The organism is Pontibacter ummariensis, assembly GCF_900188175.1.
Lineage (GTDB): Bacteria > Bacteroidota > Bacteroidia > Cytophagales > Hymenobacteraceae > Pontibacter > Pontibacter ummariensis.
Genome location: NZ_FZOQ01000029.1, coordinates 13,577 through 26,966, shown reverse-complemented (window position 1 = coordinate 26,966; position 13,390 = coordinate 13,577). Strand labels below are relative to the sequence as shown.

Here is a 13,390-nt window from a genome sequence, read left to right as displayed (position 1 = left end):
ACAAAGTTAGATCACTACTTCCAGTCTGGCATAGTAGCGTTCGAGAACAGCTTCACCCGGTTTTTCCCGTCTGTTGCGTCCATCATGTACACGTCGTAAGGGCCAAGGCCATCGTTCGGGGTGTTTACAAAAATTACTTTCGCCCCATTTGGGGAGTAGCGAGGGAGCAGGTCGTTGGTCCCGGCAGGCTTGTTCTCGGATAAGTCCACCAAACCTGATCCATCTACCTTTCTTCTAAAAATATGGGAGTTCAGCTGGCGGCCCTCGGCATTCTCGAAACCCGCCACATCCCGGGTGTATAAAACCTCCGATCCATCAATCGAGAATGAGGGGCTCTCCACACGGCCTGGCACGTTCTCCACGAGGAGTTGCATGTCAGAGCCATCGGCATTCATAATGTAAATCTCAGCGTCGTTAATGTTTGAGCCAATGGTTTGTGCCACGATTTTATCTCCCCGATCTGTCCAGTCCACCATCCTAAAGTGGCGGTTAGCAGGTGCTTTGGCGATCAAGGTCAGACCGGAACCATCCCGCTCAATCCGGTACAGGTTATCATAATTGGCATACAGCAACTGTCCCCCATCCGGCGCCCATGCAAAGCCAATGCCTTGGTTGTGGTACCCCACTACCGGGATACTGGTCACCTGCTTTTTGTCAGAGCCGTCGCGGTTCATCACATAGATCTGCGGCTCCACCCCCACATTGGAGGAATAGGCGATGATATCGCGCTTCGGGTTAAGCACAGGCCACCACTCGCGGCTAAAGCTGGAAGTCAGACGAAAGGTGTTGGCCTCTGTGCCATCCGAGCTGTACACGTTATAGTCGCCGTCGGTAGCAGCACGGGCAAAAAGATAGCGGTTAGCAGGCACTGGCACCGTGTTAAAGCTCCATACGTCGCTGTTCGTCACCCTGCCACTTTCGTCCTTAACCACAACCTGCCAAAAGTAAGTCGTATTGTATTTCAGGTTGCGGGCAACTATACTCGTGTCTGATACTGCTTCCGCTATTCTCTTTTTTTCTGTGTTGCCCGATTCATACAAGTAAACATCATAGCTTATGGTATCTCCGCTGCCGGCGGTCGGGGCCTTCCATTTAAGTGTTACATCAATGGGCTGCGCTGTGGCGTTTTCGGCTGGGGAGGGGTTACTTGCTTTACCCGGTGCCAGGCCTCCGCCAGTGGCATCCTCCAACACCATCGTTACATTACTCTGCTTCAAGTTTTTGACAGCCACTGTAACTGTCTTCATCTTATAACCCAGCTTTTGGGCCATGATGCTGTAATCACCACCCTGGATATCTGCGATGGCAAAAGTGCCATTCTCATCGGTTACTACCGCTGAAGTAGCAGGATTGGTGGTGATGCTCACAGCCTGAACAGGAGAGTTCGTTTCAGCATCTAACACGACACCTCTGATAGACCCTCCTCCTTCTGGTTCTATGGTGTCTTCGTTACAGGAAGCGAAGCCGATCAGCAACGCCATAAAATAAACAAGCCTAAGGGTGGTAGCTGTTTTTAGCATCTGTGCACTTTAATTTGGGTAGATATATTAGCTGCGTGTACGGCTAGAGCAAGCACAGGCGGGCCTGAGATTGCTTGTTTAACATCAAGCGCTATCGCCTCTGTTAAATTCCGTTAATGTTTTATCCTATACGGATAAAACTAAATAGGGTTATAGCTATATAACAATGTAGCATACAGCTTCGCTCATGCAAAAGGGAGAGCGGGAAGGAATGAAGAAAGGACGGAAGGTGCAACAAGTGTTTTAGCTGCAGAGGTGCTAGTTCGCAGGAACTGTAACCGTATCATGGGCTATCGGTGTGCTGCCGTCGTACACGTGCAGCACCAGCGTACAGGTATCACCCACATGGATAGAAACACGCGTGGCAGAGAGGTTAACCTCTTCTCCCGGTGCTGCCCTTAGTGTGCCTGATTGGCTACTGATGGCTGAACCTGATTTGCCTGTGCGTTCCAGTTTAAACTTATAGCGAAAATCAACCGGCTTACTGCTGTTGTTTTCAAAAACGTTTTTTATCCTGAGAGTCCTTCCGTCTAGCTCGGCTTTTATATGGGCCTCATATAATCCCGCATTTAGCGGAACGCCACTCGTTTGCCCACTCAGGATCATCATAATCAAAGTTATTATGGTAAACAGATTCATTTATAATGGAAATAAGGGTGCGCGTAAAGTAGCTCTAAAGCTATTTTATCTTTACAGGTACTGCCCAGGAACTCTGCTCAATGGTAATATTCATGTTATTCCCCTGTTGGATAACTGTATAAGGGCGTGACTGCGGAGAGGTTTCTATCTGGTTGATGGAGTTATTGTTCCCCTGTTGGATCAACGTATACTCCAGGTCCATGCCCTGTACCTGCTGGTTTATTTCATTCGCGGTTCCTTGCTGATAGACAGTGGATGTATTGCTTACCCCGTCTATCTCCCCTCTATAGGAGTTGCTAACACCAAGTTGTGTCGCGTTTACCTGGTTTCTTTGCCCGCTTTGCTGTAGGACGATTGTGTTAAAATCACCTACCTGGGTAATGAACGCGGCGTTAGGCACAGCAGCGCTGTTCCTTTGAAATACAGCTGCATGGTTGCGGTCGCCATCCTGTATCACACGTACGTCCTGCTTTGTTGCCTGCCCCTGTGCCAACTCCGAGATTCTGGCAGCGTTAACGGACTTCATCAACTGTGCTTCACTCCCGATGCTCTGGCTGTAAGCCCCTGTCTGCAATAAAATACAAGCGAACAGAAGCGCAAATGCTCTTTTCATCTCACCTATGTTTAAAGTACCCCCTACAAATTAAAAAATCTCCTGAGAGGTATTTACCCCTCAGGAGATTTGACAAAATCAACTATTGATTAATTGTTGCAGTGTTGTAAGATCCGAACTGAAAGATACCGGCAGCGTTGCCTGTACCGCCCTGGTTAATAGTAGCGGTGTTGGACTCCCCAGACTGAAGGATTCCAGAGAGGTTATACAGGCCAGACTGATCGATCGTAGCCTCGTTGCCTAAGCCTTGCTGTAAAATTCCGGCTGCACTCCACTGAGCATCTTGGCTAATCACCGCTACGTTAGCAGAACCAGACTGCACTATACCTGCTAAGCTGTAATCACCGTCCTGGTCTATAACAGCCCAGTTACCCACGCCTACCTGACCGATACCGGCAAGGTTGCCGTCACCACCCTGCTCAATGTCTGCTTGGTTGAACACACCTACTTGCCCAATCACGGCCTTGTTATCATCACCGTCCTGGTAAATTTCAGCGTCGTTGCGTGCGCCATACTGCACCACATAGGCCCAGTTATCATTACCTCTCTGGTCCACGTCAGCGTCGTTGTCCAAGCCAGCCATCTGCCCAATGTAAGCATCATTGCGCATGCCATCCTGATCGATGTCTGCATCGTTGTCTTCGCCGCTTTGCTGCTCTACGTAAGCAATGTTCTCCTCACCATGCTGGTCGATATCCGCATCGTTATCTTCGCCATTGTACTGACCCACACGGCCATCATTCATAGTTCCTCTCTGAAGCACGTCGGCGTCATTGCCTTCCCCGTACAACTGCTCTACATATGCATCGTTGCTTTCACCGTACTGCGTTACGTAAGCATCGTTGTCTACCCCTTCTTCTTGTGTGATATGAGCAGTTTGGTTTACGCCGTTCTGTAGGATAACAGCGTCGTGGTCCTCACCGCCAGACTGCAGGATGGTGGCATCATGAAATCTACCGTATTGCGCAACGGTCGCATCGTTTTCACGACCACCGTATTGTGCAATGGTTGAGCCGTTCTCTGATCCGTATTGTGCGATCGAAGCTTCGTTTGCATCGCCACTATGCTGTTCGATAGTAGCATCATGCATATCACCTTGCTGCCGGACATCCGCGCTATTGCTCATTCCGTTAAACTGCCCCACATAAGCCTCATTATAATCCCCTGCCTGTCCTACAGACGCTGCGTTACCCTCACCTTCACGCTGCTCCATGTAGCCCCAGTTGTTCGCTCCGTCCTGACTAACGGCACCTGTGTTGCCTACACCTCCATGCTGGCCAACATAGGCATCGCCGCTAAAGCCTACCTGAACAATAGAACCAGCATTTCCTGCACCGCTTTGCTGCTCTACATACCCAATATTGGCTTCCCCATCCTGGCTAATAGAACCACTGTTGGCGACACCATTGTACTGTCCCATGTCAGCTTCGTTTAGCATCCCGCTCTGAGAAACTGATGCCTCGTTTCCTTCACCAGCAAGTTGCTCCACCCATGCTTCGTTGCTTTCACCGTACTGTACAACGTTCAGGTCATTATCTAAGCCATGTTCCTGTATCGTTACAGCAGTCTGGTTTACCCCGTCCTGCAAAACGGTTGCGTCCAGGAACTGTCCCTTCGTCTGCAGTGCGCTGACGTCATGGAAGGTGCCGTACTGTCCTACCACTACTCCGTTCTCGCTGCCACCATACTGTGCTACAACCGAGCCATTCTCAGCCCCTGTCTGTGAAACAGCAGCTGTATTCCTTTGGCCATTCTTTTGTGTAATGGCTGATGCGTTTCTGTCACCTTCTTGAGAAGAAGAAGCAGTGTTATTTGTTTGGGCGAAAGATGTGCTTGTAGCGAATAGCATGGCTACCGCGGCTGCATACATTACTCTTTTTTTCATAATGTTTTAATTTTTTAAAGGTTTTATATGAATCACACTGACCTTATACCCAAACATAGAATTATTGTTACATATAGTTTTTATATATTTTATACTTTTTTTACAAATATCAGTTATTATAATACTAAGACGCTTTAAGCCAGCCAAATAGCTATACTTGTTAAATCATATACGAGTCAAAAACTTAAAAAAAAGACAGCTTTGGCGCAAAAGGGGACCTGTAAAATCAATAACTGCCTTCATACCCCGGAAACGGGGAACATAAGAGCAACGGAGAGGATTACATATATATAAATATTATAATTAATATATACACCAACACAACCCGCGATACAATTACAAAGTTTTAGAAGGTTTTCTGACTATTAGCGGCCATGTAACTACAGCCATCTGCACGCTTCATGCCTCATCCCTATAAGAGGGACGGTCCAAGGCTGGCGATCTTTAACGAGACCCTTGCTTACTCCAGAAGGCCCTAGGGGCAATAAATGTGACGTTAAAGAAGGAGAGCTCGTCGCCCTGTTTAGCAGTCCTTCTTCTACAGTAGTTTTGATTAGGGTGCTTTGTTACACCCCTAGTTTTCTTAAAGCAAGCAGGCACAACGCAACGGAGCCGGACACTTTTACTTTCCCGTTTAACACCATCTCTTCCACCTCCTGTAAGGGCACGCGAAGGACTTCGATATTTTCGGATGCGTCCAGGTCCTGCTCGGCCACTTTATGCACATTCCTGGCCAGGAAGAAGTAAATCTTGTTCGTGTCTTTTGTGGGGTTATCAATTACTTCCTGTAGCAGTTCCACCTCATCGGACGTGTAGCCTGTCTCTTCCAGTAACTCCCGTTTGGCGGCTTCCAGCGGGGCATCCTCATGTTCGTCAATTACGCCGCCTGGCAGTTCAATAAAAATATCCCCGGCCGCATGTTTGTACTGGCGCACAAAAATGACGTGCTTATCCTCGGTAAGCGGAAAAATAAGCACCACATTCGGACGAACGCTCACGTAATAGTCGTCCATTACTAAGCCGTTGGGTAGTTCTACCTCGTCCCGGCGTAGCGTATACCACTTCTCATTAAACACTAACTCCGACTTAAGTACTTTCCAGGGTTGTGGCTCGTGTGTAGGCTTTTTATCTTCCATCTTGTTATTCTGTGGATGCAAGTTATGCGTTTGCGCTCTTAAACTAAAAACCGGGTCTGCCCTATTGCAAGCCCGGTTTTTAGCTTCTTGTTCAATACCTGTAAGGCATCACTGTACTTCTTGTCAATTTTTTACGTCCTAGGATTTTTCTCCGCATACTTAACGGCCGTCATTCACCATGTAGGTGTTCTTTTCCGCTACTTTTTCTTTCACGGCCTCCTGCCAGTCTTGCCCTGTCGCAGACAGATATTCAGAGCGGTTCCATTGCTGCCCTTTCCGTAACGCTTCGTCTACCTCCAACACATAAATCTCGTGTCCCGGTTTTTCTGTTACCCGGAAACCGCAGGAACGAAGCATTGCCTCTACAGCCGCATCGTTGGGAGCCCACCAGTTCGTCAGGTCACCCGCCATGCGCTTTTCGATGAAGGCCATTTTGGGCCAGCTGTCCTCCAGCATCTGGTCTCGCTCGTTGATGCCAAAGTCGTCAGGAGTTGGCTTTCCCCGCCCTCCCGGCATTGTCAGTGTCTGGAACACCATCATGCGGCGGGCCTTCTGAGAGAGGATATCCAAGGAGAGCAGCGGGTAGCGCAGGTGATACAGCACGCCCATGTACCAGATCAGGTCAAACTGCCCGTCCAGGCGAGCTACGTCATACACCTGCATCTGCTTTAGCTCTATCTTATCCTCCAGGCCAAACTGCTTGGCTGCCCACGCAGCCTGCCGCAGGTAATGGGGGTCAACGTCAATCCCCAACACGTTCGCGCCCCGCTTGGCGAGCTCAATGGAGTAGAAACCAGCATTACAACCAACATCCAGCACATTCCATCCGGTTAAATCAGCAGGAACAGAGGCCTCCAGTTCCTTCCACTTAAAAGCAGGGAAATCCCCGAGCTTATGATTGGGGGCTGTTTGTTCTCCGTTTGGCAAGTGCAGGTTATGAAACCAGGGTCCCAGCTGTTCTGTCTCCGTCATGTCTTGTTTGTGTTTGTTTTGCTTAATTTCTTGTTGTAACAGGCTTCTAAAATATTTTACTCCTGCAGTACGACGTCGCCGGCAGAGTCTGCGCCAGTGGCTGCGTCTAAAGTCATCAGTTCCTCGACATAGCTAACCAACTCTTGTGCGCGATGTGCTGCTGTATGCCCGGAGAGCACTTTCTTACGGGCCCGTTCCCCGATCAGCTTACGCTCCGATTTACATATCTCCCGTAAGTATTGCAGGGTATCTGCCGCCGAACTGGCAACTAAAATTTCGCTTCCTATTTTAAAAATAGAATCAAGGCCATCCCAGTAGTCCGAGATAATAGGCGTTCCACAGGCAGCTGCCTCAAACAGGCGCACGCTTGGCGAATAGCCCGCTTTGATCATGTCGGCCCGCGTGATGTTCTGTGTGAAGCGTTGGCTATTGTAAAACTTTCGGTGTTCTGAAGGGGGCAAATGGCTTATATAATGTGTGTTGGCAGGCCACTGTATGTCTTCGGAGTACTGGGGCCCTGCCACGACAAAACGTCCGTCCGGCCATCGGCGGGCTGCGTCCAGCATCAACTTCTCCAACGGCGGTTGTCGGTCTTCTGAATAGGTACCCAGGTAACCTAAGTCCCACAAGGTCTCCTGAAACTCAGGATAATACAGGGTAGGATCGACCGCACAATACAGAGGACGCGCCATGGGGGAGCCATACTGACGCTCAAGCAGGTCTAGCGTAGGGCCGCCGGTAAAGGACAGGTACAGATCATATTTTGAAATCAGGTCAGGGTGCAGGTATTCGTAGTCCCCGCGCTCCAGCTTTGCCAGTGTTACCGGCGTATCGATGTCATAGAAGGCCTTGATGCCCTGTGCCGTCTTGATGACCCATTTCCCGACCTGTACCCCCTCTGGCACATAAGATCCGACGATGACCAGGTCAGCCTCCCGTACCTGCTCCGAAAAGCGTTGTTGCAGGTCTGTGAGCGATGCGTACAGTTCCGTCTGGCAATACTTCGGGTTCGGGAGGTCCCGGTTGCCAGCATACCAAGGTACGTCCCGTTCCAGAAACAGCACCGTATGCCCCTGCTTATTCAACTCCCGCACCAGTCCCCGAAATGTGGTCGCATGCCCGTTACCCCAGCTCGAGGTAATTGATAATCCCAGAATGACGATATTCATACCAATGCCTCCTTCCCTTGTTTTATTTTAGTATATAATAGTGTCTCCAGCTGTTCTGCCCGATGGCTGTAGGTATGTGCCGACAGTACTTTTGTATACGCAGCCTCCCCAATGGCCTTTGCCTTTTCTTCGGTAAGTTCTGCCAGAATAGCGGCTACTTCAGCGCCACTTCTTGCTACGAGAATCTCTTGCCCCGGTTCGAAGAAGAAGTCAATGCCCTCCCAATAGTCCGTTATAATGCAGGCACCTGCCCCGGCCGCCTCAAACACCCGCGTAGCCGGTGAGAACCCGTAACGGGCCATGCTCTCGCGGCTGATGTTGAGTACTGCTTTGGGAGTACAGTTAAAGGCATTGTGGTCTTTTGTATATACGTGTCCTACGTATTTTACATTGTCTGGCATCTGTTTATCTCCCCAGCCACTGCCTCCGATCAGGAACGAACTTTCCGGCTGCAGGGCAGCGGGTTTCAGGAAGAACTCCTCTACCCGTGCCTCCCGGTCTGGCAGACGGTTACCCAAAAAGGCAAGATCGCAGGCAAAACGGGGCTCTGGCTCCACAGGGAAGTGCGTGGCAGTATCCAAAGCGTTATAAATTGGCACGCACTTCTTCGCCCCCAGGGCTTCATAGGCGTTCACAACAGGCTCGCCTCCTCCGTAGGTCAAAATGAGGTCATACTGCGGGATGAGCTCCAGGAAAGGGTCTTTAGGGTCGTGGTGCACACGATCGAGGGTAGCAGGGGCATCTACGTCCCAGAACACCACCAGGCGCTCCTCTGTCTGCAACTTCAGCACTTCGCGCTCCAGTAACTCGTCAAACACGCCTACGCCGCTGGCTTTTACCACCATGTCGGCCTCCGCGGCTTGCTCCAGGCACTGGTACACGGCGGCTTCTGTAGCCTCATACACCACCACCTCGGCCCAGTCCGGGTCGGGCATGTCGCGGTTCTGTTGCCGGTCATAAGCATCCGGCTCGTAAAAGGTAACGTTATGGCCCCGCTCGCTCAAAGCACGTACGATGCCACGGTAATACGTAGCGGCGCCATTCCAGTAAGCAGATACCAGGCTGGAGCCGAAGAAGGCTATGTTCAGTTTCCTATTGCTCATGCAGAACTTGTTCTTTTTGGGTGAGATAAATCTTTTGTGTCGCGATCCCCAGCTCCTCGCATACTTTCTCCAGCTCATCTACCCGGTGGGCACAGGTATGGCGGTTGCGGATCGTTTGTAAGCCGTGGGCAGCTAAGCTTTTGGCTTTCTCAGGGCTTTGGAGGACTATCTGTAAGTGCTCTTTCATTTCCTCGCCATTTTGGGCGACCAAAAAGTCTTTGCCTGGCGTGAAGAGGTTCTCCGCATCATCCCAGGGCGAAGAAATTAGGGGAATGCCACAGGCCAGCGCCTCAAAAGGCCGAATGGTTGGGATGCCGGGCAAGGCCTCTACATAAGGTCTGCGCGGCACATGCACGGTTACCTTATACTTGGCAAACTCTTCCGGTGCCTTGTAGTTGGGTAACCACCCGCCGTATTCAATCCCAGCGTCTGCCAGGGCTTTGCGGGCGTGATCCGGGTAGCGCACCCCGTAAATCTTTGCCTTTAGTCCTAGCTCCTTCACCGGGTTAATCAAAAACTCGTGCAACTCGGCGGTGCGCTCCTCATCACCCCAGTTACCAATCCAGATCAGGTCTCCCTCGTGTTCCTCGCGGTCGTGCGGGTAGAACACCGAGGTGTCCGCTGCCTCGTGCCAGGTCCAGGCCTTTTCGGTCCACCCCTCCTGCAGGTACAGGTCCCGGATCTTCTGCCCAAAGGCTAGTACCCCATCGTAGTGGGTCAGGTCGTACTGGGCCATGCTGTCGCGCGCTGTCACCGCCCGGTGGTGCGTGTCGTGGAAGATCAGCTTGTAGTCACCGCCCTTCGCCCGGTGCTCTCCGACGCGCTTGACCAGTTCATGCTCGTTCCACTCATGCACCAGCACCAGGTCCGCATCCTGCAGTACCGTGTCCAGGTCTAGCGTGTCGAGCGTGTAAAAGTTGGTGTTGACGTTGGGGTAATAAGCAGACAGTTCGTCCAGCTTTTCTTTGCCATAGCCCTCTACCAGGTTTTGCAGGCTCCAGCCATCTTTTGGCTCGTACACGCTTACCTGGTGCCCCCTCTCCTCCAACTCCCGCACGATTCCCCGTAGGAAGTGCGCATTGCCGTGGTTCCAATCAGAAAGAATAGAGTGATAGAAAAGGGTAATATTCATTAGCTAAGTTTAAATGGTTAAGTTCTGAATTAGTGTATGACTGAGCGTTGGGCCCTAAGCCGTGATGGAGGCTTTCATTAATTGCCTGTACACGTGGTCGTAGTCCTGCCCCATCGGGTCAGAGGTATACCCGTGCGAGCGCTTAATGGCCCGCATCGCCATTATGTTACGGGCAAACTCATCCTCAATCAGGTCTGCAACCGTATCGCGCAGCTCGTCTGCGCTGTTCGGGTCCACGTACTTCGCGGCGTTGCCCCAGACCTCAGCCAGGCTCTCGGTCTTGCCAACTACCAGGGCACAGCCTGACATAGCCGCCTCCAGAATGGTGAGCCCAAAGGGCTCGTACTTGGCAGGCAAAGCGTAAATGGAGGCACGGGATAACCAGTCAGATACTTCTTTCTCGCTCAACTGACCCAGGAAGTGCACATTCTCCAGCTCCATGGTCTTGCCCGTAGCAGGGTGTTTGTCTTCTCCGGCAATGTAAACAGGCCAGGGTAAGTCAGCAGCTATATGGGCCAGGGTAGCGATGTTTTTGGCTTCGTCCCACACGCGGCCCATGCTAAACACAAAGGGTTCTTTCTTTCCGAACTGGAAACTGTACTGGCCCCGGCCATTGTACACCACTGTGCTTGACTTAAACGGCCCGTATAACTCCTGCGCCTGGTGCAGCATGGCTTGCGTTGGAGCTACGACCATGTCGGCTGCCTGCAGGCCGCGGGTTACCCGTTCCTTGTACCTGTCCCACTCTTTCGGTGCGTCTTCTCCTTTCACGGCTCTCCACCACGACATCACGCAGGAATGGACCACCACCACCACGGGTATACCCCAGTCGAGGTTGCCGTGCACCATGCCATTCAGATGCACCACATCCGGCTGTACTTCATCCTTTAACTTTAGCAACCACTCCCCCGCCTTCTCCAAATCCGCCCAAGGGTCGTCCATCCACTCCAGCTTGTAATCGCTCTCGTGCACGGTCAGGTTACTAATGTCTTCGATCTGCTCCCGCTGCTCCTCGCGCAGGGGTGCTCCCATGGTGGCCAGCACGACCTGGGTCCCAAAAGGGGCCAGCGCCCGTACTAACTCCAGAGAGTAGTTCCAGACACCACCCACGGTATCTGCCGTCATCAAGATCTTTGAAGGATGATGTGCTTCCATTTCTTATCTCCCGTAAATTTTATCTAATACTTCTGCTACTTTCACAAACTCCTCTGCCGCTTCATCAAAGCCTTCCCCCTTGGCCAACCGCTCAGCCCAGGCTACGCCGGCACGGCCCATCCACTCGTCGGGAGGGGAGCACAGGCGCTCTGTTTTGGTACCATAGTAACGCTCTGCTACAAAATCGTAAAATGACCCATTCACGTTCTTAAGAGCAACCCCGCCTTCGGTGCCATAAAAGGTCGCACTGATGATCGCTTCCTGACCGGCTGGCAGGTTCCAGGAGCAGGTAAGCTGCATGTGTGTGTTTCCGGCCAACTCAATGCCTGCCGTGGCATAGTCCTCTACCTTCCCTTCGCAGACGTCGATCGGCTTGCCTTTAGCGAACAACTGACTGTGCACCTCCTTCACCTTAGGGAAGTTCATGGACCACAGCGCCAGGTCCACCAGGTGCACGCCCAGGTCTATCACGCAGCCGCCACCCGATAGCTTTGGCTCGTAGAACCAGGCTTTGTCCGGGCCATAGGCGTTGTGGAACACCAGCTCTATGGCGTAGATATGCCCCAGCTCCCCACTCTGCACAACTTTGTACACCTGCTCCATGGCCGCGGTGTAGCGGTACGAGAGGTCTACGCCCAGCAGCTTGTTGCTCTTGCGGGCAGCTTCCACCACGCGCTTTGTCTCTTCGGCGTTCCGGCCCAGTGGCTTTTGGCAGAAAACAGACTTTCCGGCCTCCAGGGCCAACTGGCTCTGCTCGGCGTGGAAAGCACTGGGCGTGGCAATGACGACGCCGTCTACCGTTGGTTCGGTAATGATCGCTTCCAGCGAGTTGACCTGCTTGGCTTCCGGCGCGCTTTTCACGGCCTCCGCTGCGTTCTGCACGGCGGTATCAGCAATGTAAGCTACCTCCCCGGCTTTATGTTTCGCGATCGCTTCCATCCGGTTACGGCCAATCCAGCCTACACCCAGAAAGCCAAGCTTTGGCCTGGCAACTTGAGAAGATGAAGAAGATGCAGTCGTTTCCTGCTTTTGGTCCAGTATCGTTTCTTGCATGGTTAATAGGTAATAAGGGCTTTAACAAAGCCGTCAGGACGGCTCGTCAGGTTATCGAAAGCTTTATCTATCTGGTCTAAGGTATAGGTGTGCGTGTAGAGCTGCTCCGGGTCCAGGATTCCTTTCTCCACGGCTTGTACCGCTTCTTTCATACCTTTGATGTACTCCTGCGGGTCGCGCTCGTGGGCGTTGATCACGTCCAGGCCGCGCCAGTTCCAGAGCTGAATGTTCACCTGGCGCATGCCATCCTGATGGAAGCCTGCGATGATGAGCTTACCCCGCTCGGCGGTCAGCTCGCCAGCCAGGTTCAGCGGCCACTCTTTTCCGGTGCACTCTACTACGCGCTCACAGAACTTTCCGTTGGTCAAATCTTTAACTTTTTCTATAATTTTATAGTGATCATCCATCTTGATGACCTCGTCGGCCCCACTCGCTTGGGCTACCTCCAGCGAGAAGTCCCGCTGCGACACGGCGATAACCCTGGCGCCGGCGTTTTTGGCCAGCTGCACGAGCAGAGCGCCTAAGAAGCCCACGCCCAGGATAGCCACTGTTTGTCCTTCCGCTATGTCGCTGCGCCGGAAGATGTTCATGGCACAACCAAGTGGCTCCCCCGGAAAAGGCATACCTGCCAGGGAATCCGGCAGCTTGATGACTTTATCGGCATCGGCCACATCGTACTGCGCATAGGAGTGGTAGGAAAGAGCCGCAACGCGGTCGCCAGGCTGTACGTTTTCCACGCCTTTGCCTACGGCGTCCACGATGCCCCAGCCTTCGTGCCCCGGGTTGCCTGCCGCAACTGGATAGCTGAACCAGTCCCGGCCTTCCCACACCGGAATGTTAGAGGCACACAGGCCGCAGCCCTCCAGGCGCAGGCGCACCTGCCCTGCCTCCGGCTCTGGCAGGACAGCTTCCTGCACTTCAACAGACCGTGGCGCTGTGATCACAGCGGCTTTCATAGTTGTAGGCAGGGTGTCGGCCACAACCTTGTTTTGAGATGTTAGCGTTTCTTGCAT

General features: G+C 52.2%; 12 protein-coding genes. All 12 read right to left on the bottom strand.

What is annotated here, in order from left to right:
* Window positions 1-14 precede the first annotated feature (14 nt).
* Window positions 15-1,520, bottom strand: a complete 1,506-nt coding sequence (locus CHB92_RS21855) for a carboxypeptidase-like regulatory domain-containing protein (RefSeq protein ID WP_089321374.1) — start codon at window positions 1,518-1,520, stop codon at window positions 15-17.
* Between the two features lie 258 nt (window positions 1,521-1,778).
* On the bottom strand, window positions 1,779-2,129 hold the full coding sequence (gene csgH, locus CHB92_RS21850; RefSeq protein ID WP_144266364.1) for a curli-like amyloid fiber formation chaperone CsgH: 351 nt from the start codon (window positions 2,127-2,129) through the stop codon (window positions 1,779-1,781).
* Window positions 2,130-2,199: 70 nt separating this feature from the next.
* On the bottom strand, window positions 2,200-2,772 hold the full coding sequence (locus CHB92_RS21845; RefSeq protein ID WP_089321372.1) for a hypothetical protein: 573 nt from the start codon (window positions 2,770-2,772) through the stop codon (window positions 2,200-2,202).
* An 82-nt stretch (window positions 2,773-2,854) separates the two neighbouring features.
* On the bottom strand, window positions 2,855-4,657 hold the full coding sequence (locus tag CHB92_RS21840) for a hypothetical protein (RefSeq protein ID WP_089321371.1): 1,803 nt from the start codon (window positions 4,655-4,657) through the stop codon (window positions 2,855-2,857).
* A 566-nt stretch (window positions 4,658-5,223) separates the two neighbouring features.
* Entirely contained in the window at window positions 5,224-5,793 is a 570-nt protein-coding gene (locus CHB92_RS21835) for an NUDIX hydrolase (protein WP_089321370.1), read from the bottom strand.
* Window positions 5,794-5,952: 159 nt separating this feature from the next.
* Complete coding sequence (locus tag CHB92_RS21830; protein WP_089321369.1) at window positions 5,953-6,765, bottom strand: TIGR04290 family methyltransferase; 813 nt, start codon at window positions 6,763-6,765, stop codon at window positions 5,953-5,955.
* 56 nt (window positions 6,766-6,821) lie between these two features.
* On the bottom strand, window positions 6,822-7,934 hold the full coding sequence (locus CHB92_RS21825; RefSeq protein WP_089321368.1) for a CgeB family protein: 1,113 nt from the start codon (window positions 7,932-7,934) through the stop codon (window positions 6,822-6,824).
* Window positions 7,931-9,037: a CgeB family protein gene (locus CHB92_RS21820; protein WP_089321367.1), complete on the bottom strand. Its 1,107-nt coding sequence runs from the start codon at window positions 9,035-9,037 to the stop codon at window positions 7,931-7,933. Before CHB92_RS21820 ends, CHB92_RS21825 begins: the two co-directional genes overlap by 4 nt.
* A complete protein-coding gene (locus tag CHB92_RS21815; RefSeq protein WP_089321366.1) occupies window positions 9,027-10,169 on the bottom strand; it encodes a CgeB family protein in 1,143 nt (380 codons plus the stop codon). Before CHB92_RS21815 ends, CHB92_RS21820 begins: the two co-directional genes overlap by 11 nt.
* A 54-nt stretch (window positions 10,170-10,223) precedes the next feature.
* On the bottom strand, window positions 10,224-11,324 hold the full coding sequence (locus CHB92_RS21810) for a glycosyltransferase family 4 protein (RefSeq protein ID WP_245842803.1): 1,101 nt from the start codon (window positions 11,322-11,324) through the stop codon (window positions 10,224-10,226).
* 3 nt (window positions 11,325-11,327) lie between these two features.
* Window positions 11,328-12,377, bottom strand: a complete 1,050-nt coding sequence (locus tag CHB92_RS21805) for a Gfo/Idh/MocA family protein (RefSeq protein WP_089321364.1) — start codon at window positions 12,375-12,377, stop codon at window positions 11,328-11,330.
* A 2-nt stretch (window positions 12,378-12,379) separates the two neighbouring features.
* Window positions 12,380-13,390 (bottom strand): MDR/zinc-dependent alcohol dehydrogenase-like family protein, encoded by a 1,011-nt coding sequence (locus CHB92_RS21800; protein WP_218824294.1) that lies wholly within the window; start codon window positions 13,388-13,390, stop codon window positions 12,380-12,382.

What these genes read in the sequence shown, in the direction of transcription:
- CHB92_RS21840 (WP_089321371.1), bottom strand. Translation starts at nt 4,657, where the DNA reads ATGAAAAAAAGAGTAATGTATGCAGCCGCGGTAGCCATGCTATTCGCT.
- CHB92_RS21810 (WP_245842803.1), bottom strand. Translation starts at nt 11,324, where the DNA reads ATGGAAGCACATCATCCTTCAAAGATCTTGATGACGGCAGATACCGTG.
- CHB92_RS21845 (WP_089321372.1), bottom strand. Translation starts at nt 2,772, where the DNA reads ATGAAAAGAGCATTTGCGCTTCTGTTCGCTTGTATTTTATTGCAGACA.
- CHB92_RS21815 (WP_089321366.1), bottom strand. Translation starts at nt 10,169, where the DNA reads ATGAATATTACCCTTTTCTATCACTCTATTCTTTCTGATTGGAACCAC.
- CHB92_RS21805 (WP_089321364.1), bottom strand. Translation starts at nt 12,377, where the DNA reads ATGCAAGAAACGATACTGGACCAAAAGCAGGAAACGACTGCATCTTCT.
- CHB92_RS21800 (WP_218824294.1), bottom strand. Translation starts at nt 13,390, where the DNA reads ATGCAAGAAACGCTAACATCTCAAAACAAGGTTGTGGCCGACACCCTG.
- CHB92_RS21835 (WP_089321370.1), bottom strand. Translation starts at nt 5,793, where the DNA reads ATGGAAGATAAAAAGCCTACACACGAGCCACAACCCTGGAAAGTACTT.
- CHB92_RS21825 (WP_089321368.1), bottom strand. Translation starts at nt 7,934, where the DNA reads ATGAATATCGTCATTCTGGGATTATCAATTACCTCGAGCTGGGGTAAC.
- CHB92_RS21820 (WP_089321367.1), bottom strand. Translation starts at nt 9,037, where the DNA reads ATGAGCAATAGGAAACTGAACATAGCCTTCTTCGGCTCCAGCCTGGTA.
- csgH (WP_144266364.1), bottom strand. Translation starts at nt 2,129, where the DNA reads ATGATGATCCTGAGTGGGCAAACGAGTGGCGTTCCGCTAAATGCGGGA.
- CHB92_RS21830 (WP_089321369.1), bottom strand. Translation starts at nt 6,765, where the DNA reads ATGACGGAGACAGAACAGCTGGGACCCTGGTTTCATAACCTGCACTTG.
- CHB92_RS21855 (WP_089321374.1), bottom strand. Translation starts at nt 1,520, where the DNA reads ATGCTAAAAACAGCTACCACCCTTAGGCTTGTTTATTTTATGGCGTTG.